Source organism: Maribacter arcticus (assembly GCF_900167935.1).
In the GTDB taxonomy this organism is placed as follows: domain Bacteria; phylum Bacteroidota; class Bacteroidia; order Flavobacteriales; family Flavobacteriaceae; genus Maribacter; species Maribacter arcticus.
Genome location: NZ_FUYL01000010.1, coordinates 129898 through 149945 on the forward strand (window position 1 = coordinate 129898; position 20048 = coordinate 149945).

General features: G+C 35.2%; 18 protein-coding genes. 10 read left to right on the top strand and 8 right to left on the bottom strand.

Features of this window, described 5'->3' with window-relative positions; translation table 11 throughout:
* The first annotated feature begins 40 nt into the window (after positions 1-40).
* From B5X55_RS15300 to B5X55_RS15320, 5 genes are all read left to right on the top strand, one after another.
* Complete coding sequence (locus B5X55_RS15300; RefSeq protein WP_079513504.1) at positions 41-991, top strand: isopenicillin N synthase family dioxygenase; 951 nt, start codon at positions 41-43, stop codon at positions 989-991.
* Between the two features lie 3 nt (positions 992-994).
* Positions 995-1324 carry a translation initiation factor gene (locus B5X55_RS15305; RefSeq protein ID WP_079513505.1) on the top strand — a complete coding sequence of 110 codons (330 nt, stop codon included), beginning with the start codon at positions 995-997 and terminating at the stop codon, positions 1322-1324.
* 107 nt (positions 1325-1431) lie between these two features.
* The gene (locus B5X55_RS15310) at positions 1432-2364 is read left to right on the top strand and encodes a DUF1835 domain-containing protein (RefSeq protein ID WP_079513631.1); all 933 of its coding nucleotides are present in this window, start codon (positions 1432-1434) and stop codon (positions 2362-2364) included.
* A 1-nt stretch (position 2365) separates the two neighbouring features.
* On the top strand, positions 2366-3232 hold the full coding sequence (locus B5X55_RS15315; protein WP_079513506.1) for a nucleoside phosphorylase: 867 nt from the start codon (positions 2366-2368) through the stop codon (positions 3230-3232).
* A 164-nt stretch (positions 3233-3396) separates the two neighbouring features.
* On the top strand, positions 3397-4242 hold the full coding sequence (locus B5X55_RS15320) for a substrate-binding domain-containing protein (protein ID WP_079513507.1): 846 nt from the start codon (positions 3397-3399) through the stop codon (positions 4240-4242).
* A 2-nt stretch (positions 4243-4244) separates the two neighbouring features.
* Here B5X55_RS15320 and B5X55_RS15325 read toward each other — a convergent pair whose 3' ends face one another.
* Together B5X55_RS15325 and B5X55_RS15330 are read right to left on the bottom strand one after the other, a co-directional pair.
* Positions 4245-4673, bottom strand: coding sequence for a response regulator (locus tag B5X55_RS15325; RefSeq protein WP_079513508.1), 429 nt, complete (start codon positions 4671-4673; stop codon positions 4245-4247).
* Between the two features lie 79 nt (positions 4674-4752).
* Positions 4753-5418, bottom strand: a complete 666-nt coding sequence (locus B5X55_RS15330) for a uracil-DNA glycosylase (RefSeq protein WP_079513509.1) — start codon at positions 5416-5418, stop codon at positions 4753-4755.
* Between the two features lie 199 nt (positions 5419-5617).
* On the opposite strand from B5X55_RS15330, the gene B5X55_RS15335 reads away from it, so the two are divergent.
* A complete protein-coding gene (locus tag B5X55_RS15335) occupies positions 5618-7789 on the top strand; it encodes an endonuclease MutS2 (RefSeq protein ID WP_079513510.1) in 2172 nt (723 codons plus the stop codon).
* Positions 7790-8053: 264 nt separating this feature from the next.
* Here the strand turns inward: B5X55_RS15335 and B5X55_RS15340 are convergent, their stop codons facing one another.
* Positions 8054-8395, bottom strand: coding sequence for a hypothetical protein (locus B5X55_RS15340; RefSeq protein WP_079513511.1), 342 nt, complete (start codon positions 8393-8395; stop codon positions 8054-8056).
* A gap of 375 nt (positions 8396-8770) precedes the next feature.
* Here B5X55_RS15340 and B5X55_RS15350 point away from each other — a divergent pair, with 375 nt between their 5' ends.
* A complete protein-coding gene (locus B5X55_RS15350) occupies positions 8771-9175 on the top strand; it encodes a thiol-disulfide oxidoreductase DCC family protein (RefSeq protein WP_079513512.1) in 405 nt (134 codons plus the stop codon).
* Between the two features lie 113 nt (positions 9176-9288).
* Here B5X55_RS15350 and B5X55_RS15355 read toward each other — a convergent pair whose 3' ends face one another.
* A complete protein-coding gene (locus B5X55_RS15355; protein ID WP_079513513.1) occupies positions 9289-10599 on the bottom strand; it encodes a dicarboxylate/amino acid:cation symporter in 1311 nt (436 codons plus the stop codon).
* A 61-nt stretch (positions 10600-10660) separates the two neighbouring features.
* Positions 10661-11725, bottom strand: a complete 1065-nt coding sequence (aroC, locus tag B5X55_RS15360) for a chorismate synthase (protein WP_079513514.1) — start codon at positions 11723-11725, stop codon at positions 10661-10663.
* Positions 11726-11954: 229 nt separating this feature from the next.
* On the opposite strand from aroC, the gene B5X55_RS15365 reads away from it, so the two are divergent.
* Entirely contained in the window at positions 11955-12815 is an 861-nt protein-coding gene (locus tag B5X55_RS15365) for a UDP-2,3-diacylglucosamine diphosphatase (protein ID WP_079513515.1), read from the top strand.
* Here B5X55_RS15365 and B5X55_RS15370 read toward each other — a convergent pair.
* Positions 12812-15730, bottom strand: a complete 2919-nt coding sequence (locus B5X55_RS15370) for an FAD-binding and (Fe-S)-binding domain-containing protein (RefSeq protein ID WP_079513516.1) — start codon at positions 15728-15730, stop codon at positions 12812-12814. The two genes, B5X55_RS15365 and B5X55_RS15370, sit on opposite strands and share 4 nt — an antisense overlap.
* A gap of 90 nt (positions 15731-15820) precedes the next feature.
* Between B5X55_RS15370 and B5X55_RS15375 the strand changes: the two genes are divergently transcribed.
* Positions 15821-16315 (top strand): hypothetical protein, encoded by a 495-nt coding sequence (locus B5X55_RS15375; protein ID WP_079513517.1) that lies wholly within the window; start codon positions 15821-15823, stop codon positions 16313-16315.
* A gap of 103 nt (positions 16316-16418) precedes the next feature.
* A complete protein-coding gene (locus B5X55_RS15380; RefSeq protein ID WP_079513518.1) occupies positions 16419-17537 on the top strand; it encodes a TlpA disulfide reductase family protein in 1119 nt (372 codons plus the stop codon).
* 69 nt (positions 17538-17606) lie between these two features.
* Here the strand turns inward: B5X55_RS15380 and B5X55_RS15385 are convergent, their stop codons facing one another.
* Together B5X55_RS15385 and B5X55_RS15390 are read right to left on the bottom strand one after the other, a co-directional pair.
* A complete protein-coding gene (locus B5X55_RS15385) occupies positions 17607-19265 on the bottom strand; it encodes an LVIVD repeat-containing protein (RefSeq protein ID WP_079513519.1) in 1659 nt (552 codons plus the stop codon).
* A 127-nt stretch (positions 19266-19392) separates the two neighbouring features.
* A complete protein-coding gene (locus B5X55_RS15390) occupies positions 19393-20043 on the bottom strand; it encodes a rhomboid family intramembrane serine protease (protein WP_079513520.1) in 651 nt (216 codons plus the stop codon).
* Positions 20044-20048: the final 5 nt, after the last annotated feature.

The following is a 20048-nucleotide window of genomic DNA, read 5'->3' on the forward strand; positions in this document are numbered from 1 at the left end:
TCCACAATAATTATTAATTTTACATAAATCCCATAAAAACATGAGCTTAGTACCTAGTGTTGATTTGTCAGATTTTCTTTCGGAAGATCCAAGGAGAAAACAAAAGTTTATTAATGAAATTGGTAAGGCCTTTGAAGAAATCGGTTTCGTTGCTTTAGGCGGACATTTTCTATCAGATCAATTGGTTGATTCATTGTATGCAGAAATAAAAGAATTTTTCAATTTACCTGAAGATATAAAAGATGGCTACCAAATAGAAGGTATTGGTGGTCAACGTGGATATACTTCATTTGGAAAAGAACATGCCAAAGGAAGAAAAGAAGGGGATTTAAAAGAATTTTGGCATTTCGGACAGTATGTAGAGGATAATGACGCATTAGAAAAAGAATACCCAGCTAATGTTATCGTTAAAGAGCTTCCAAAATTTAATGCAGTTGGTAAAGAGACGTATAAGATGTTAGAGAAAACTGCAAAATACGTTTTACGTGCACTGGCATTACATTTAAAATTAGATGAATTCTATTTTGATGATTTCATTAAAAATGGCAATTCAATCTTACGCCCTATACACTACCCACCTATTACATCAGAACCTAAAAATGCCGTTAGGGCGGCAGCTCATGGCGATATTAATCTGATTACCTTATTAATGGGTGCTCATGGCAAGGGACTTCAAGTGAAAAATCATGAAGGTGAATGGGTAGATGCAATTGCCAGGCCTGATCAATTAATGATTAACGTAGGCGATATGCTTTCACGTTTAACCAATAACAAGTTATTATCTACAATACATCAAGTAGTTAACCCGCCAAGAGAACTTTGGGGAACTTCTAGATATTCTGTTCCATTTTTTATGCACCCAGTTAGCGAAATGCCTCTCAATTGTTTAGATAATTGTATTGATGAAGAGCATCCTAAGCTGTATACCGATATTACTGCAGGTGAATTTTTACATGAGCGTTTGATTGAATTAGGATTGATAAAAAAATAGGTGATGGACTTACAAGATCAACTAAAAAATCTTTTTCCGGATCATGAACCGCAAGATGTTCTATCCGAAAAGGAGAATGAAAATAAAATCTGGTTACAAGAGGACCCTATAATTTGTAAGTATGAAAAACGTAAGGGAAAACCCATTACCATTTTAGAAGGATACACGGGTGCTAATGAAGATTTTAAAAAGTTGGCAAAAGAAATCAAGACAAAACTTAGTGTTGGCGGGAGTTTTAAGGATGATAAAATTATCATTCAAGGAGATTATCGTGATAAAATTATGACTATTTTAAAAGATAAAGGCTTTAAAGTCAAACGTGTAGGTGGATAAGGTATTTATATCCTTTAAATGTAAACTTCTACTTGTTTTCTGTTAAATTATTTTTTAACGTTGTTATAAGTGTTATTTTTAATCCAATCAAACTAAATCAAGCTGGTATGAGTTCTCTTTTACACATTACCAATGGGGATAATTTTACCCAACGTCTCCAAAAATTAAACCTCGATGGCGATGTAATCACATGGAACGAAATGCTATGTGAAGGAAAGACTTTACCCACCGTTGGGACGGAAACATTTTGGAAAGCAAGATTCGAATTCCTTCATAAAAACTATAAAGTTTCAAAATCTTGGTTTATTGAAAAGACCTTAAAAGAATATAGATCCTTGTGTAGCCATAAGCAGCAAGACCATATTATATTATGGTTTGAGTACGACCTTTTTTGTCAAGTTAATATGCTTGCGGTAATCAGTTGGTTATTAACGCATCGTAAGTACGCTCAAATTTCCCTTGTTTGTAGTGGAAAGGAAGATGATTCAGATAAAATGTATAGTCTGAATGAGCTTACCGATGAGCAACTATTGAATTTATACAATAATAAAAAAGAATTAACACAAGACGATGCGGAATATGCTGATTATGTTTGGCAATTATACTGCAGCAATAATCCTATACGTTTAGAGAATTTAACTGACTTTAAAGATTATCAGTTCGATTATTTAGGTGATGCCGTTAAGACACACTTAAAAAGGTTTCCAAGTATTGCTAACGGATTAAATGAAATGGAAAACACCATATTACGTTTAGCTCTTAACGAAAAGCCTAAGTCAAAGTCAGAGTTCATGCAGGTTATCCTTAAAAATCAAGGAAACTTAGGTTTTGCTGACACACAATACGATAGAGCAATAACCCGCCTAAAACCTTTAATAACAAGCTTAAACCCTGTTCGTTTGTCTAAAAAAGGAAAAGAAATATTAGAAGGCAAAACAAGTTATTATTCCTGTATTCAAGATAATGACGTGTATTTAGGAGGTGCATTAAAATACAATTTTCTTTACAACACCGATTCTAACAGAATTTTAAAGCTATAGCATGCAATTAAGGCCTGCAGAGCTTATCATAAATGAAGATGGAAGTATATATCATCTTAATTTACTCCCAGAAGATTTAGCTACTACTATAATCACCGTAGGTGACCCCGATAGGGTTAGCCAGGTTTCTGGTCATTTTGACAGTGTTGAAGTAAAAAAAGGAAAACGAGAATTTGTGACCCATACCGGACATAAAAACGGGAAAAGAATTTCGGTTATTTCTACTGGCATTGGTACAGATAATATCGATATCGTTTTAAATGAACTTGATGCCCTGGTAAATATTGATTTCAAAACCAGAACATTAAAAAAGAATCATACCTCTCTAAAAATTGTTCGAATTGGTACGAGTGGCGCAATACAAAATGATATTCCAGTAGATTCGTTTTTAATGAGTGAGTATGCCATGGGTTTCGACGGTCTATTGCATTTCTATGAGCACGAGAATATTAGTCATGTTCAAATTGAAGATGCCTTTATTGCATATACCTCTTGGGATAAGAACAAAGCAAGGCCATATGTGCTTAATTATTCAAAAAAACTAGGAGATGTCTTTAAAAATAATCGTATACGATTAGGATTCACCGTAACAAATACAGGCTTCTACGGACCACAACAGCGCCAACTGAGACTAAAACCAAGTCAAATGGAACTGATGGAAAAACTATCATCTTTTAGCTATGAAGGACTCTCTTTAACCAATTTAGAGATGGAAACTTCAGGTATATATGCCCTATCTCAGTTATTAGGTCATGAGGCGGTTTCGATGAATTGCATTTTAGCCAATAGATCAACCGGTGAATTTTCTACTAATCCTGCAAAGTCAGTCGACGAACTAATTAAGTTCTGCCTAGAACGGTTGGCTTAACATACATTTAGAACAATCTTAGTGTTGTACTTCTTATTTTTACCGAAAGACCATTAAAAAAAGAGTGTTAGATTTTAATTAATCAAATAGCATCTTAAAATTCAATAAGGAAACCACTCTGATTCGATATCAATATGCCACATATAAAACATTAAAAATACTAAATGAAAACCGTTAAAATTATAGGGGTCCCCGAACATTTCAATTTACCTTGGCATTTAGCCATCGAAGAAGGTGCTTTTGAAGAAAGAGGCATTGATTTAACTTGGACAGATATACCTGAAGGAACCGGTAGAATGTGTGAGCTATTAACAAATCAAGAAACCGATTTAGCGATTATTCTTACTGAAGGAATTGTAAAAAGTATTACCGAGGGAAACAAGGTTAAAATTATACAGGAATATATTGCCTCTCCCCTGCTTTGGGGTATTCATGTAGATGCCAATAGCAATTATAAGTCGCTTGAAGAATTAAAGGATACTATAGCTGCCATAAGTCGTTTTGGTAGTGGAAGCCACCTTATGGCTTACGTACAGGCCAAACAAATGGGCTGGGAAACGGAAAAGTTGAAATTCAATTTAGTAAACAACCTTAGCGGTGCAGTAGAAAGTCTAACCACTTCTCAAGCTGACTATTTTATGTGGGAACGTTTTACAACCAAACCACTGGTGGATAGCGGAATTTTTAGACATTTAGGTAATTGTCCTACTCCTTGGCCATGTTTCGTTTTGGTAGGAACCGATGAATTTCTATCAAAAAATAAGAGTTTGGTTAAACATATTCAAGAAATTATAAATATATATACCGTAGAATTTAAACAAATACCTCGAATTGACTCCACCTTATCAAATCGCTATCAACAAAAACTAGAGGATATTCAAGAATGGTTACAAATAACCGAATGGAGTCAGAAGCAACTATCAGAAAGCACCTTGATAAAAATTCAAGACACCTTGAAGGCGCTAGATTTAATTGACAAATCTATCCCCCTATCAAAAATTTTATATTAATTTTAAGTGGTAGCTAAACTAAAATGTTTTTGAATCAATTGCTTGAACGTATCATCAGATAAAGGCTTTTGAGAGAAATCGGCAATGAATTCATTAGTTACCGCTCTATCCTTATCTTCTTGATTATCACTGATTGTAACTAAAACTATCGTGATTTGTTCTTTTAATTTTTTTGGAACCAACTCTTCGTACGATTTCATGAATTGCCAGCCGTCCATAATCGGCATTCTCAAATCGAGCATAACCATACACGGTAATTCTAATTCGCTTTGTCCTTTACCTAAAATAAAATCAAGAGCTTCTTGACCGTTGAGTGCAGAATTAATTTCTACATCTAAGTCTAATTTATTAATGAAAATTGAATGCAAAAAATTACTTGCTTCATCGTCATCTACTAATAATATCGAATTCAATCTACCTAAATTGCTCATTTGTTTTTTGTTAGTATGAGTGTATATTAATTTCCAAAAAAAAATCTTTCTTAAATTTAGAAAAATCTAAATAAATAACTTACCAAATAAGAGATTTATTGCCTAAATCATTCAATATATTATTACATATTGAAAAATGTTTGTTTCCAAACCAATACCCGCGGTTAGCGCTTAAAGGAGACGGATGCCCTGATGTTAGAATATGATGCTTATTGGAATCTATTAATTTGGTCTTTTTCTTAGCGAAACCTCCCCAAAGCATAAACACAATATCAGACCTTTCATCTGACAATTTTGATATTACTACATCTGTGAATTTTTCCCATCCTTTTTTTTGATGACTTCCTGGCTCATGCTCTCTAACAGTAAGTGTAGCATTTAGCAATAGTACACCTTGGTCAGCCCATCTTTGTAAATTTCCACTTTCAGGATAAATCGCTCCTAAATCTATTTCAATTTCTTTAAAAATATTCACCAATGAAGGTGGATGTTTTATACCATCTTTAACCGAAAAACATAATCCATTCGCTTGGTTAGGACCATGGTATGGGTCCTGTCCTATTATGACCACCTTTGTTTTATCAAAAGGGCTATGGTTAAAAGCTGAAAAAATATTTGAATATTTTGGGTAACACGTATGCTGTGCATATTCTTGGTTTACAAACTCAGTTAGTTTCTTAAAATATGGCTTATCAAATTCTTCCTGTAAATGTTGCTTCCAGCTAGGATGAATGTATGTGGTCATAATAACGATGCTTTACGTTGAACATCACAAAACTACCAATTACTATACTATTTGTTCATACTAAACCTACTTTGGAAAATAATTGTTTCTATTGCAAATAGAAATATCTTTTTATGACATTGCAATGATATATAGTCGGCAATCTCGTTTTCCACATATCGCAGCCAATCCGTACCTTTGCCGCTTATTAAAATAAAACGTGGCGAACATACATTCGAAAACATTACAAGACCTTGAATTTCCATCTGTATTAAAGCAAGTATCTGCTCGCTGCCATACTGAATTGGGTAAAGAAGCTGCATTAGAAATTGCGCCATTTACTACAGATGAAGTTATTAAATTAGAACTAGGGAAAACAGCAGAATACCTTTCTTCGCTAATTAGTGAAAATCGTATTCCCAACCATGGTTTCGATAGTATTAATTCAGACCTTAGACTTCTAAAAATAGAGAACACCACTTTAGAATTACAAGGGTTTAAACGCATTGCAAGTATTTGTACTACGTTAGCCCTGCACCATAAGTTCTTTAAAAAATTCAAAGATTATTATCCGCTTTTCAATGATTTCGTTTTTAGATTAGAACCCAATACGCAAATACCAGATTTAATCCATAACGTAATTGATCGTTTCGGAGAGGTTAAAGACAATGCTTCTGATTCACTGTTTAGCATCCGAAGACAAATAAATCAGGTACGTGGCAAAATCACACAAAGTTTTGCCTCGGCTCTAAATACGTACCAAGCATCCGACTATTTGGACGAAATTCGAGAGTCCGTCGTAGAAAATAGAAGGGTTTTAGCGGTTAAAGCAATGCACCGTAAAAAAGTGAAAGGAGCTGTAATGGGCACCTCCAAAACCGGTAGCATTGTATATATCGAACCAGAAGCGGCCTTGAAATATAGTCGCGAACTCAATAATCTAGAATTTGATGAGAAGGAAGAAGTTCAACGCATTCTCAAGCAACTCACAAGCCAAATTAGACCCTTTAGAACCCTTTTAAGAGATTATCAGGAATATTTAACCCAAGTAGATGTAACTGCGGCAAAAGCTAAATACGCGGAAGATATAGATGCTTTATTACCCAGAATAAACACCAATAATCGCTTATATCTTCGAGATGCATTTCATCCATTGCTTTTTTTAAATAATAAACGCAAAGGTGAAAAGACATTTCCCCAGACTATAGAACTACACAATGAAAATCGCATTATTGTTATTTCCGGACCAAATGCAGGAGGTAAAAGTATTACGCTAAAAACCATAGGTTTACTACAGGTCATGCTGCAAAGTGGGCTTTTGATTCCCGTTCACGAACGTAGCGAAGTATGTTTTTTCAAAAGGATATTAACGGATATTGGCGACAACCAAAGTATTGAAAATCATTTAAGTACATATAGTTATCGCTTGAAGAACATGAACCAATTTTTGAAACGATGTGATAATCAAACTTTATTCTTAATTGATGAGTTTGGTACCGGTAGTGATCCCGAACTGGGGGGTGCATTGGCCGAAGCGTTTTTAGAAGTATTCTATGAACGTGGTTCTTTTGGCGTAATCACGACCCACTATGCGAATCTAAAAGCGCTTGCCAATGAGTTACCTCATGTGACTAATGCAAATATGCTTTTTGATGGAAAAACCCTTGAACCTACCTTTCAATTAATTTTAGGGCAAGCCGGTAGTTCGTTTACATTTGAGGTTGCCCAGAAAAATGGTATACCCTACTCGCTTATAAATAAGGCTAAGAAGAAGATTGAGCGTGGTAAAGTACGTTTTGATGCTACCATAGCTAAATTACAAAAAGAGCGTAGCAAAATGGCTGAAACTGGCTCTAGATTGAAAGAAGAGGAAAACAAAGCCCGTGAAGAAAACGAGCGATTAGAAAAATTGAATGCCAAGGTCAAGTCAAAACTAGAGAACTATCAAGAATTGTACGACCACGACCAACGCATGATTCAATTAGGGAACAAAGTAAACACAGCGGCAGACAAATATTTTCAAGACAATAAGAAACGCCCTTTGGTTTCTGAGCTATTACGCATCGTAGAAACGGAGAATAGCAAGCGTAAAAAGAAAACGGCCAACCAAGCGAAAGCCGAACGTGTCAAAAAAGTACAAGTTGCCGAAGAAGTACAAAAAGAAGTAGAAGTTATTCGAGAAAAGAAGAAGGTCGAAAAGAAAAAAGCTATTCATAAAGAAAAGAACAAACCAAGACCTGTTTTTAATATCGGAGACAGGGTTCGTATGACAGATGGTAAAGCTGTTGGTAGTATCGACAAGCTTGAAAAAGGCAAGGCAACAGTAAATTATGGAATGTTCACCACAAATGTCAGTGTGGACCAGTTAGAGTTGGTTGAACGAATGAAATAACACATCATAAATTGATTATCAGATAGTTGAATTAAATCGTATACGATATTAAAAGAGTAAGACGGCCATATAAAGCGAAGTAAGCGACTTTGCAAAGTGCCATCTAATGACGTGGAATACTCTTTAAAGGTTCAAAGGTGTTGATTTGATTATTTTGGCAATTTCTGATTCTATGAAATATAAAAAACGATATTCGTTATTGTGAAAAAAGGCAGCCGGGATCAAGTTATTGAATCCAACCTGAGCGGCCAGCTGCATTTTTTACTATTGTATTCTTACAACTTTAAAATGAGCAGTTATACTGGCATTAAAGTCTAACTTGAATTTTTGCTCTTCGTTCAAAAGTAAATCTTCAAGTTTTACATTACCCGATTTATTCCCCAAATTAGCACTATTTCCAAAGCCAATATAATCATATAGTTGTCCATAATATTCTATAAAATCAACAGCCATATTTGGGCGGTAAGGCTTAAGGATGTTATCATCGTTTATAGTATGAGTTTTATCATTTTGAACATCAACAAAATTATCCTCTGACCTATTCCATGATGGTTCATCATCAATATCGTTTTCATTTATGTCCAAATACCCCCCTGCAATTTTCATTCGCATTCTTAGATTTCCGTGTAACTCTGTATCGCTAGGTTGGGTTCCTGTTATTTAAAAAACAACATGCTGAAGATAAAGATTGGGAAATCTTTAAAAATTATTTTGCTGTTGAACATTATGATTTTGATAACAAATTAAAGGCCATTTATGCCGATATTACGGAAAAGGAAATTCGGTCGGCAGCATTTCTGCGAATGAATCTCACCGCTAAAGAGATTGCCGCCACATTGAATGTCTTGCCTAATAGTATTTTAAAATCCAAATATCGGTTGAAAAAGAAACTAAATCTCGATAAGAATACCGATTTGACTACTTTCTTAAATACATTATAAAGTTGCACGTTTTAATTCATACCCATTGTATCTTTAATCCGTGGAAAACTATAAGAAAATAATCCTTTTTGATGGCGTTTGCAATCTTTGCAATGGTGCAGTACAGTTTATCATAAAAAGAGATCATATTGATATGTTTCGCTTTGCAGCTTTACAAAGTGAAACTGGTAGAAAGTTACTGGCTGAAAGAAATATAGATACAGAAGATATTGATTCCATCATTCTTATAGAGCCCAACGTGGCTTATTATACAAAATCTACCGCTGCGCTAGAAATTGGAAAAAATCTAAAAGGACTACGAACACTTTCCTCTATTTTACTATGGTTACCAGAGTCTTTTAGAAATATCGTATACGATATTGTAGCGAAGAATCGCTATAAATGGTACGGGAAAAAAGAATCCTGCATGATTCCTACACCTAAACTAAAGGAAAAATTTCTTTAGAAAATCCAATCAGTACAAAAGACTTTTTTACAAGCCTATAAGGGAAAGGTGATGTAGTATTGATTGTTATAAATTTGCATAAGTAATCTTTAAACTCCCCAAATTTCTATTCACTACTTAGCAGTTTTATCGTAATTATCATCCCAATTTTTTACTTTGGGTTTCCCTAATTTACCAACCGATTTTGCCACCATCATAGAAACTGTTGCGTCACCTGAGACATTAATTACAGTACGACACATATCTAATGGTCTATCAACCGCAAATATAAGCGCCAAACCTGCTTCCGGTATTCCTGCCTGTGCCAAAACTATTACCAACATAACCATTCCAGCACCTGGTACTGCAGCACTACCAATAGATGCTAAAGTTGCCGTTACAATTATCCCTAATTGAGCAGATAAACTTAAATCCATTCCAAAAGCTTGTGCTATAAAAACCGCTGCTACCGCTTGGTATAAGCTGGTACCATCCATATTGATTGTAGCACCAATAGGAAGCACAAAACTTGTTACTTCTTCATCTACTCCTAAATGCTCTTCTACCCTTTCCATAGTTACAGGTAAAGTAGCCGCACTCGAACTTGTTGAAAAAGCCAATAATTGAGCAGGTGACATTCCCTTCATAAATGTACTTGGAGAGGTTTTTGTAACTACCCAAACCAATAGCAGATAAACACCTAACATTAAAGTCAAGCCAAGAACTACGCAGAAAGCATACCATGCCAACGCTTTAAATAAATCTAAACTAGGAGATTCTACCACCAATGCAGCTAATAAAGCAAAAACACCAAAAGGAGCCGCTAACATTATAAGGTCAATGAGTTTTAGAATAACTTCATTAAAACCATCAAAAAATTTCTTTACCGGGGAGGATTGTTCTTCCGGTATGAGAATTAGACCAATACCAAAAAATATAGCAAAGAAAATAACCTGCAGCATATTTCCATTATCAGAAGCTGCTTGAAAAATATTACTAGGCACCAAATCTTCCAACGCCTGTAAAGGACCGGACTCTTTTTGTTTATCTGCTTTAGATTTTATTGCTTCGGCATCGCCTTTATAGTTTTCTACTAATTCTGTTCTTGTTTCTTCACTTATTGAAGCACCTGGCTTTACAATATTAACCACTCCCAAACCAATAGTAACTGCTATAACAGTAGTAAGGATATAGATAGCTATAGTTCGCCCACCCATTTTAGAAAGTTTTGAAATATCCTTTAAATCAGATACACCCTTTATTAAAGAGGCTAATATCAAAGGAACGGCAATGAGTTTTAGAGAATTAATGAAAATGTTTCCAAAAGGCTTTATCCAATCAGAAATAAATTTAGGTCCCCATTCTAATTGAACCATAGCAAAGGCGAATATAACACCCGCCAACATTCCCAATAGAATTTGCCAATGCAACTCTAGCTTCCTCATATATAATTTGGTTTAGGGAAGTAAGATAGTATTTTGATAGGAAAAGTGCTAAAAAGGAAACCTATAATTTAATAGTTCTATTCAATAAGGCGTAATCTGCCAAAACCATAGCAGTCATTGCTTCTACAATAGGCACAGCTCTTGGTACAACACATGGGTCATGCCTACCCTTACCTTGGGCTTGAACTTTATTACCTTCTTTATCTATTGTTTCATAGCCTTGTATTACAGTGGCAACTGGTTTGAAAGCAACATTAAAATAGATATCCATTCCATTACTTATACCACCTTGTATACCTCCGCTATAGTTGGTTATGGTAGAACCATCGCTATTAAATTGGTCATTATGGTCGCTGCCTTTCATTTTCACTCCTTCAAAGCCACTGCCATATTCAAAACCCTTGACGGCATTTATGGATAGCATTGCTTTACCCAGTTCTGCATGAAGTTTGTCGAATACAGGCTCTCCTAAACCAATCGGTACATTTTTAGCGACACACGTAATAATTCCGCCTATGGTATCACCTGCTTTTTTGATAGACTTAATATATTCCTCCATCTTCATCGCCATTTCTGGGTCAGGACACCGTACTGCATTTGATTCCGTTAAGCTTAAATCTAAATCCTTATAGTCTTTATCTAGCTTCATATCTCCAACTTGAGATACATAGGCTTGTATTTCGATACCTTTTAAAAACTGCTTTGCAATGGCACCAGCCACTACCCTACTAGCTGTTTCTCTTGCTGAGCTTCTACCACCACCACGATAATCTCTAAAACCATACTTCTTATCATAAACATAATCGGCATGAGATGGTCTATAAGAATCCTTAATATGACCGTAATCCTTAGATTTTTGATTAGTATTATGTATGGCGAAACCAATAGGAGTGCCAGTTGTTTTACCTTCAAAAATTCCGGAGAAAAACTCCACTTCATCAGGCTCCTTTCGTTGCGTAACTATGGCAGATTGGCCTGGTTTACGACGATCTAGATCGTATTGAATAGCTTCTAAATCCAATTCAATTCCAGACGGACACCCATCAATAACTCCGCCTATTGCTTTTCCGTGTGATTCTCCAAAAGTGCTTACCCTAAATATGGTTCCAAAGGTATTACCGGCCATAATATGTACTTTCTAAATTAGTTGATACTGCTTGCAATACTTACTTAATCGCAAAATTCAAAGGTAAATGTTAAATGCATGAAAGAAAAATTTTAAAACTGCTTAATATGATGATAACGTTCAAACAATTATGATAATAATTAATTAACCTAATGTTGATGGATTATTGACCTAAGTTATAAGTGATTAATCTTTTGTTAGATTTAATTTTGTCATCAAAATAACGCCTTTGAAAAAACGCCGTCTTGAAATAGCAGTCCTTTCTGATGTTCATTTAGGCTCTTATGCCTGTCATGCAGAAGAACTACTTACATATTTATCTAGTATTGACCCTAAAATTTTAATTTTAAATGGTGACATCTTAGATACTAAGAAGATGCGTAACAACTATTTTCCTCCCTCTCACCTAAAGGTTATTAAAAAAGTTTTTTCCTTAGCGTCTAAAGGCACTGAAGTCCATTTTATTACTGGTAACCACGATGAAACTTTTCGAAAGATAGATGGTCTTTATATGGGGGCAATAAAAGTTTCTAATCGCCTTACCTTAAAACTAAACGGAAAGAATACTTTATTTTTTCATGGAGATATTTTTGATTTCTCATTTCACCTTTCTCATTGGTTATTAAAATTCGGAAGTTTCGGATTTGACTCACTACTCAAGCTCTCTAAGCTGAAAACCAATTCACTTAGATTAATAGGAAAGAAGAATAGCCCATTTTCACATCTAGAAAGTGCACTTGGTGAACGAGATTCAGAACAAATTTCATTATTCGAACAGAATGTAGCCAAAATGGCGATTAATCAACATTATAATCATGTGGTATGTGGTCATAGTCATTTCCCAAACAAACGGATTATAGAAACTGCTAAAGGGGAATGCCTATATTTAAATTCAGGGGATTGGGTAGAACACATGACCGCATTAGAATACTCCTTTAAGCGTTGGAAAATATACCGTTACGAGAATGATAAACTCACTTCATTTTACATGGATGAAGAACTTAAATCAATGGATATCAATGAGCTCATAACTACTCTTACTCATCGAAAATCTAAAGAAGAACAAAATGAGGCCGAAGGAGATTTTTAATTAACCAAAGCCTCTTTCAAAATACTTACTGGATGTTTTGCCATTCTTTTTGTACCGTCGAATATTTGATGTCTGCAACTGGTACCGTTTGCTGCGATGATTGTACCTAGTGCAGATTTGTTAACTGCAGGAAAGAGTTTTAATCCGCCGATTTTCATACTCGTTTCATAATGCTCTTCTTCATAACCAAAAGAACCAGCCATACCACAGCACCCAGACGAAATTATGGTTACTTTATAATTTATAGGAAGATTTAAAACATCGAAAGTTACTTTTTGGTTACTTAATGCTTTTTGATGGCAGTGATTATGAATTTTAACATCCTTAGCCTCCTCAGTAAAATCGGTAACCTTCAATCGTCCATCTGAAATTTCTTTTGCCAAAAACTCTTCAATTAAGAATGAATGGTCTGCAATTTTTTGAGCTATCTCTTTATCGGCTGTCATACGTTTGTATTCATCCCTAAACGAAAGTATCGCTGAAGGCTCTAAACCTAAAATTGGCAATCCTAAGTCGGCAAATTTCTTTAACTCCTTTGTATTTTTTACGGCCAATTTTTGTGCTTGTTTTAAAAATCCTTTAGAAAGAAATGTTCGTCCACTTTCAGCGAAATATAATTCCACATCATATCCCAAACGAACTAGTAGTTCTATTGCATCTTTACCAACTTCTACATCTAAGTACCTAGTAAATTCATCAATAAATAGAATAACTTTATTTTTTGTCGTAGTATTTTGACCAACAATACGTTGAAGATACTTATTAAAATTAAAACTGTAAACTTTTGGTAAGCTCCTTTCTTTAGCTACTCCGCTTGTTTTCTTAAGCAAACCTCCCAATAATTTAGACTCATAAACCGCGTTAGTTAAACCAGCAACTTTACTGCCTAATCTATTTAGCTTGGTGTTATAAGCAAACAATTTACCTCGTAATGGATACCCATTTGTTTCTTGGTATTGATATAAAAATTCAGCTTTTAAGGTTGATATATCTACATTACTAGGGCATTCACTAGCACACGCTTTACAGCTTAGGCATAAATCAAATGCCTCCTTTATTTCTGGACTATCAAACCCATTTTTAGAGATGCTTTTTGGGTTCGTTAAAAATTCTCGTAATGCATTAGCTCGACCACGTGTGGTATCTTTTTCGTTTTTTGTGGCATGGTAACTCGGGCACATACCACCACTCATATGGTGTGTTTTTCTACAATCGCCACTACCATTACACTTTTCAGCGGCTTTTAAAATTCCTTCACTATCAGAAAAATCTAAAAGTGTTTTAATCTCAGGCTCTACACGGTCAACTTCATATCGAAACGATTTATCCATCGGGTAAGCATCTACGATTTTACCTGGATTGAAAATACCTTGCGGATCAAAGTAAGATTTAATCCTTCTTAGAAGTTCATAGTTTTTATCCCCTATCATTAATGGAATAAACTCTGCCCGAACAATACCATCACCATGCTCACCACTAAAAGAGCCTCTATATTTTTTTGTGAGTTTAGCCACATCTGTGGTGATGTTTCTAAATAAAGCAACATCTGAAGATTTTTTTAGATTAAGTATAGGCCTCAAATGTAATTCACCAGCACCAGCATGCGCATAATACACTGCCTTTTGGTCATACCCTTTCATAATTAAGGTGAACTCACCGATAAACTCCTTTAAATCTGTCAATGCCACAGCAGTATCCTCTATACATGCCACCGCTTTCATGTCTCCAACAATATTACCCAAAAGTCCTAATCCTGCTTTACGCAGCTCAATTGCTTTGGCAATGTTATCACCAACCAAAGTTGCATTCGCATAGCTTAAACCTGAATCTTCGACTGTTTTTATTAATGAAGCAATTGCCTTTTCTAATTCCTCCTCGGTATGTGCGTTAATCTGTAACATTAGTAAAGCCTCTGGATCGCCTTCTACGAAAAACCGATTTGCCATTTGCGCCCTATTATTTTTGGTGCAATCTAGAATTACCTTATCCATCATTTCACACAATTGCAAAGGATGTTTCATTACAGGAACGACATCCATCAAGCAATCTTCTAACGAAGTATAATGTGTTACTACCATTGCCGAATAAGAAGGTGGCAACTCATCTAATTGTATGGTGATTTCTGTGGTGAATGCCAAAGTCCCTTCACTACCACACAGCAATTCAGCCATGTTAAAATATGGTTGTTGCCCACCAAATACATCAGCCTTCAACAATTCATCAACCGCATAACCTGTATTTCTTCTATGAATTTCTGGCTTTGGAAAATTATTGATAATTTCTTCAGCTATCTCTTTATTAATTAATTCTTTATGAATACTATTATAAAGTGATGCTTCAAATGTATTACTCTGCTGTTTTTGATAGAATTGTGCTTCGGAAACACGCCCGAACTCGGCCTCACTGCCATCTGCCAAAATTGTTTTTAGGGAAATTACTTTATCTCTTGTTACTCCGTATTGTATTGATGTAGTACCAGAAGAGTTGTTACCCACCATACCTCCAATCATACATCTATTTGAAGTTGATGTATTAGGACCAAAAAACAATCCGAAAGGTTTTAAATATTGATTTAATTCATCTCTAATAACACCTGGCTGCACGGTTACTTGTTTCTTTACTTCATCTAAACTTACAATTTCAGTAAAGTGCTTAGAAACATCAACTACCAAACCATCGCCAACACATTGTCCTGCTAATGAAGTGCCAGCCGTTCTTGGTATTAGTCCTAGTTTGTGCTCTTTAGCAAATAGAACAATTTTTTTTATATCAGATACTGTTTTAGGAAAAGCCACACCAACGGGTATTTTTCGATAAACGGAAGCGTCTGTAGCGTAGAGTCCCTTTATCAAATCATCATATTGTAAATCCCCTTCTAAATCTTGTTGTAATTTTGACAGTAAATTATTTTTCAAAGTAGCACAATTTTAATCGCTAAATTAAGTTTTATTGTGTGAGCTACATTACAAATAAGCTCATTTTTCATCACAAAAATTATGAACTATATGAAGATTTTAAAAGGTATTTCATTATTATTATTTATGGCTACCTGCTCTCTATCAGCGCAGGAAATAGCTGATCATGCATTAGGATTACGTTTAGGGGATAGTGACGGATTTGGCGCTGAAATCAGTTACCAAAAATCACTTAGCCAAAGTAATAGGTTAGAATTTGACTTAGGATGGCGAGATAGCAGAAATTTCAATGCTTTTAAAATTGCAGGCCTATACCAATGGGTAAGACCTATTGAAGGTGATTTTCAATGGTACTATGGTGTTGGAGGTGGCTTAGGCAGTGTAGATTTCCCTAATAATCCAAACAGAAATAACGATGGCGGCTTATTTGTTTTTGCCGCTGGTGATATAGGAATCGAATATAATTTTGACATTCCTTTAATTCTTTCATTGGATTTTAGACCTGAATTAGGCGTTGTTGGTTATGACGGATTTTCAGATAATTTCGATTTTGATATAGGGCTTGGTATTCGTTACCAGTTCTAATTACTAGATTAAAACTAATTTAAAGACCTCTGACCATTGCGTTAGGGGTCTTTTTTTATATCTCATATATAAGTACATTTGCAACTTAAACTAAGTGAATTTTATGAAAAATAGCATTGTAATTTTACTAACTGGAATTTTAATGTTCAGTTGCAACACCAATCCAGAAGGCTTCACCCTAAATGGAAAATTAAGAGGTGAAATACCTGATGGCACAAAAGTATTCCTTAAAAAAATAAGTGAAAACAATCAACCTATAGAGGTTGACACAGCAATAACTACCAATGGTGATTTTAAATTTACCGGAAAAGCTGATATACCTGAACTACATTATCTTTTTGTTGAACAATTGCCAGGCTATACTGCTGTGATATTAGAAAACGGAGATATTCAATTCAATGCTGAAAGAGATAGCATGGGCTTTGCTGAGATAAGCGGGACCTTTCAAAATGATGCTTTTGCTGATTATATGGAGCAATCAAGAGAAATTTCAATGCAGGCTCAATCTATACAACAAGATATGCAAGCTGCCACAGGTGAAGCTGCATTAGCCTTGCAAGATGAGTTCAAAGAATTACAAGAAGAGTATAAGAATTTTGAGTTGGACTATGTAAAAGCTAACCCAAAAGCACTAATATCAGCACTTGTTCTAGATAGAGCAATTGCAACAAAAGCAGTTTCTTTATCTGAAATTGAAGGTATTTACGATACCATGTCTGAGGAAATTAAAAATTCACCATCTGGTAAAAAAATATTAGAGGGTATTGAAAAACTGAAAAAATCTGAAGAAGCTGAAAAAAACTCAAGTATCGGCGCAGTAGCTCCTGATTTTTCAGGACCAAACCCCGAAGGAGAAGTAATAGCTTTAAAAGATGTAATGGGAAAAGTAACTTTAATTGATTTTTGGGCAGGATGGTGCAGACCATGTAGAGCTGAAAACCCTAACATTGTAGCGGTATATAATAAATACCATGACAAGGGATTAAACGTTTTAGGTGTTTCTTTAGATAGAACAGATGAAGCTTGGAAAAAAGCAATTGAAGAAGATGGCTTAGAATGGAACCATATTTCTAACATAGCTTATTTCGACGATCAAATCGCTAAACTTTATAATGTAGTGGCGATTCCTGCAGCATTCTTATTAGATGAAAACGGAGTAATAGTCGCTAAAAACTTAAGAGGTCCGGCACTTGAAGAAAAAGTTGCTGAACTTTTAAATTAGCACCCTCATTTAAAAAGCAAAAGCCCCAAGGTTTTCACCTTGGGGCTTTTTTATTTATAGTTTATTCTATTAAAACTTACTGAAATAATCATTAAACGTACCTGTTACAGTAGCACTTCCCGCTCTGACAACACTACCCCAAACTACAGCTATGGTACTTTCTCCCAAGAATTCTACAGTAGCACCATCTTCAAGTATTAAATCGCCATAAATTGACACACTACCTTCGATACGAAGCGTAGCTCCGGCTTTTACCACTATATCTCGCGATCTATTTGTTCTACCAACCACAATGGTTCCGTTCATTTCAAAAACAGCATTCTCATTAATAGTAATATCATCTCTAACTGTCCATGAACCACAAAGCAATAGAGTACCATCAACAGTTAATGAATTGAAACGTTTTGATCCCGAATAGGCTTGATCTTCACCAGCTGGAACTGTATATCTTGAATTACCATTGAATGAAGCCAAATTTTCACAACTACTTACCAAACTCTGGGTAGGTCTGTTCAACTTAATGATTTGAAATCCTGATTTACCTGAAGCGGCAAAAATATAATCTCCTTTAGATGCTACATAATTTATAGAACCGGTAAGGGCTATAACGCCAAAACCTACAGTATTATCGCTTTTATTTTCATTAAGACTAAGTCCACCTGCTCCGTTTGCCATTAGTAAAACATCCTCATTCACCGCAACACCATTCGTTACAATATCACCTTGTTCAGCGTTATCTGGACTTAAAAGAATAGGTAAATACTCAATAAAGCTACCAGAAGTTGCATTATATATACCGGCCCCTTTAGAACCTTCTGCAACAACAATGTTATTATTAGAAAAATCTAAGGTACGCTTAGCATCGATTCCAAAATCAGATTCAATATTTATACTTCTAGTCACATTAAGACTTTGATCTAGAAAACTAACACCTTGGGCTGCATCTAAAACAGCTATTTCACTTCCATTATAAGCTACAGAACGTAAATCGGCAAAGGCAGCCTCATTCAAAATACTCATGTCATTCTTATCATAAATAACAACGAAACCGTCTTGACCACTTGTTGCGATTACATTATTGTTCATAATACTAACATCTGTAGCATTAAAACCTTCTTGAAATCCGAAAGTAATGTCAGAGGTATTTAGTCTACCCCCACTTACTGCTATTTTAGCCACTACTGAATTCGAGGTAGCAGTTACAGATTTTTCAGAATCTACACCACCAGCTACATAAACATAACCTGCATCATAAGCTATTGAATTTAGGTCTGCATTTGTAAAATATACTCTAGATGTAACTCTTGGATTATTAGGATCACTAATATCGATAACATCGACAGCACCTACATAATCCTGTCCAATAGTATTATAGGATACGTAGCCATAATCACCATTTAATGCTACATGAGTAGCTGCTAAATTTTCTCCATTTTCAAATGTAGGAGGTGCAATTTGTGCTACCAAAGTAAGCGGGTAATCTCCAGCTTGTTCTGCCTTACCAGTCGCATTGTATCTTTTTGCACTTGAAATAGGATCCTCATAAATATCTAGAACACCAGCACGGTCGAAACTCACACTATTGTCCAATTTTAACTGATTGGTTTCCTTTACTAAATTATCTTCGGGGTTTTCAAAAATTGTAGTTTCATCACTACAACTTGCTACTAAAAAAGTAGCAGATATGGCTATTAGCCATATTTTTCTAATAGATAATGTTGAATTCATTTTTAATTCGGGTTTTTTCAATAACGACTGGTAGTACCCGATTGTTGTATTTATATAGGGAAATCCGATGAAATGCACCCATTATTAGTTCAAATAATCAAACGGAACACATAAAATGTAAAATCTCTTAAATCTTACCCATCTTCTCAAGAGCAAAAAGCAAGATAATTGGGAGCGCCAACAAGCCAACCATTAGAGTTTCAGTGTGTAACAAGCTTGGCATAAACAATAACGTACAAGCGTAGCCCCCAATTGCACCACCGAAATGTGCTGTATGACCAATATTGCCCAAACGTTTTTTCATTCCGTAGATAGAATAAAGCAAATACCCTATACCAACTACATACGCTGGCACGGGAATAGGAATGAACATTATACCTAGTTGCATCGTTGGTTGCAAAAGTATTGCCGCATACAAAATACCTGTAACCGCACCACTTGCACCAACTGCAGAATAGTAGGGCTCGTTTTTATGAAAGCTTAGCGCCAATAAACTACCCGCCAGAAGACTTACCGCATAAATAATAAAAAATTGAATAGGACCAAACCAATTAATTACCACACCTGCAAAGAAATAAAGTGTAAGCATGTTAAATAATAAATGTGAAATATCTACATGTAAAAAACCAGAAGTTACCATGCGTTCTTTCTGCCCTGCTTTTATAGCCCCAATGCTGAATTTATAGCGCTCAAAAAAAGAGGTATCGTTAAACCCTTTTAATGAAACCAATACGTTTGCCGCAATTATTGCTATCGTCGCTATATCAATGTTGTACATTATCT

Excerpts from the sequence above, each read along its gene's own strand:
- B5X55_RS15300 (WP_079513504.1), top strand. The coding sequence starts at position 41 with ATGAGCTTAGTACCTAGTGTTGATTTGTCAGATTTTCTTTCGGAAGAT.
- B5X55_RS15305 (WP_079513505.1), top strand. The coding sequence starts at position 995 with ATGGACTTACAAGATCAACTAAAAAATCTTTTTCCGGATCATGAACCG.
- B5X55_RS15310 (WP_079513631.1), top strand. The coding sequence starts at position 1,432 with ATGAGTTCTCTTTTACACATTACCAATGGGGATAATTTTACCCAACGT.
- B5X55_RS15315 (WP_079513506.1), top strand. The coding sequence starts at position 2,366 with ATGCAATTAAGGCCTGCAGAGCTTATCATAAATGAAGATGGAAGTATA.
- B5X55_RS15320 (WP_079513507.1), top strand. The coding sequence starts at position 3,397 with ATGAAAACCGTTAAAATTATAGGGGTCCCCGAACATTTCAATTTACCT.
- B5X55_RS15325 (WP_079513508.1), bottom strand. The coding sequence starts at position 4,673 with ATGAGCAATTTAGGTAGATTGAATTCGATATTATTAGTAGATGACGAT.
- B5X55_RS15330 (WP_079513509.1), bottom strand. The coding sequence starts at position 5,418 with ATGACCACATACATTCATCCTAGCTGGAAGCAACATTTACAGGAAGAA.
- B5X55_RS15340 (WP_079513511.1), bottom strand. The coding sequence starts at position 8,395 with ATGAAAATTGCAGGGGGGTATTTGGACATAAATGAAAACGATATTGAT.
- B5X55_RS15355 (WP_079513513.1), bottom strand. The coding sequence starts at position 10,599 with ATGAGGAAGCTAGAGTTGCATTGGCAAATTCTATTGGGAATGTTGGCG.
- aroC (WP_079513514.1), bottom strand. The coding sequence starts at position 11,725 with ATGGCCGGTAATACCTTTGGAACCATATTTAGGGTAAGCACTTTTGGA.
- B5X55_RS15375 (WP_079513517.1), top strand. The coding sequence starts at position 15,821 with ATGAAGATTTTAAAAGGTATTTCATTATTATTATTTATGGCTACCTGC.
- B5X55_RS15380 (WP_079513518.1), top strand. The coding sequence starts at position 16,419 with ATGAAAAATAGCATTGTAATTTTACTAACTGGAATTTTAATGTTCAGT.
- B5X55_RS15385 (WP_079513519.1), bottom strand. The coding sequence starts at position 19,265 with ATGAATTCAACATTATCTATTAGAAAAATATGGCTAATAGCCATATCT.
- B5X55_RS15390 (WP_079513520.1), bottom strand. The coding sequence starts at position 20,043 with ATGTACAACATTGATATAGCGACGATAGCAATAATTGCGGCAAACGTA.